Below are 1,683 nucleotides of genomic sequence, written 5' to 3'. Positions count from 1 at the left end.
ATTCAAACCCACGCCAAATCCACTTTTTTCTTTAATCCGGTACACACACGAAAGAAATTGATGCGCGGAAAGCGTGCCATCAAAAGTCTGACGCGGCCAGAGGCAGTTGTCGCACGCACCACAGTTTCCCGCTTCAAACATTTCTCCGAAATAGTCCAGGAGCATCACTCGGCGGCATCCAGAGCTCTCACAATAGTGCACAATCTGCCTCAGTTGAGCACGCGCAAGTTCCTGTTCCCTTGGATCCGGTTTGGCTTCGATGAATTTTGCGTATTTGACCGTGTCACCTGCTCCAAAGAGTAGAAGGCATTCGGCCGGCAGGCCGTCACGTCCCGCGCGGCCGGTTTCCTGGTAATAGCCCTCGATATTTTTGGGAAGGTCATAGTGAATCACAAAGCGCACATTTGGTTTATGAATGCCCATGCCGAACGCGACCGTCGCACAGATGATGCGAATCTCATCGCGTAAAATGAGTTCCTGATTCCGGCTTCGGTCATGGGGATTCAAACCCGCGTGATAAGGCCGCGCCGGGATGCCGTCCTTATTCAAGCGCTCGGAGACGGTTTCCGCTGTTTTACGGCTCTGGCAGTAAATAATACCGCTTTCTTGAGGGTGACTTTGTAAATACTCATAGACCTGTTCGTACGCTTTATTTTTTGGCAACACACGGTACGTGAGATTGGGCCGGTTGAAACTGGCCACATAAACTGCGGGGTTCTTTAAACGAAGCTGGCGGAGAATGTCTTCACGCACGCGGCCCGTCGCCGTGGCAGTGAGCGCCAGTATCGGGACGCCGGGAAGAATGTCTCTGAGTTCGGCAAGCCGCCGGTACTCCGGCCTAAAATCATGCCCCCACTCACTGATACAATGCGCTTCATCCACCGCGATCAACTCGACACCCAAACGCCTTACGCCGGAAAGAAAGGAGGAAAGTATCAGCCGCTCAGGCGCCACGTACAAGAGCCGGTACTCGCCTTTTTCTAATTTTTCCAGACGGCGCTCGGATTCCCCGGCTTCCAAAGATGAGTTTAGAAAAGTGGCCGGAATCCCGGTCACCTCCATGGCATCCACCTGATCTTTCATGAGAGAAATGAGCGGCGAGACCACGAGCGTTAAACCCGGACGCACGAGCGCCGGCAACTGATAACAGAGCGACTTCCCGCCGCCGGTCGGCAAAAGCGCGAACACGTCACGGCCTTTGAGTGAATCTTCCATGATTTCGCGTTGAAGCGCGCGAAAAGACCCAAACCCAAAGGACTTCTTGAGGAGTTCTAGTAAATCGAGTGATTCGGTTTTCATACGGAGTTCTCCCATATTTTTGTGGGAGAGGAGAGGCAGCGAAATAATACGTGAAATCCGGTCAAGTTGCAATGCGAATAGGAACGCCTGGTTTTAGGTCTCCCGCGACTTCTTGTCCGTATAGGCGGTCACTAGCTGCATGAGCTCAACGGGTATCGTTAAAACCACTGTGTTAGACGCGGTGGGTCCGAGACCGTCAATGGTTTGAAGGGTCCTCAGCTGCATAGCGCCGGGGCTTGCCGTCATCGTTTTAGCGGCTTCGGCCAGATTAAATGCCGCCATTTTGTCACCTTCGGCCTTTGTAATGGTCGCTCGTTTTTCTCTTTCTGCAGAGGCCTGCCGGGACATCATTTTCTTAAGATCTTCGGGGACATCAACGTCCTG

1 protein-coding gene and 1 pseudogene are annotated in these 1,683 nt (G+C 52.9%); both read right to left on the bottom strand.

Annotation, left to right across the window (positions count from 1 at the left end):
* Nucleotides 1-1,299, bottom strand: a 1,299-nt coding sequence (locus tag WAQ08_RS04010; RefSeq protein WP_422189347.1) for a RecQ family ATP-dependent DNA helicase, incomplete at its 3' end; no start/stop codon positions are given.
* Nucleotides 1,300-1,392: 93 nt separating this feature from the next.
* Nucleotides 1,393-1,683, bottom strand: a pseudogene (locus tag WAQ08_RS04005) (slipin family protein); the annotation flags it as partial.

Origin of the sequence: Aquabacterium sp. (assembly GCF_049274795.1) — a bacterium.
Taxonomy (GTDB): Bacteria; Pseudomonadota; Gammaproteobacteria; order Burkholderiales; family Burkholderiaceae_C; genus Aquabacterium.
This window is presented reverse-complemented; position numbering and strand designations above follow the sequence as displayed.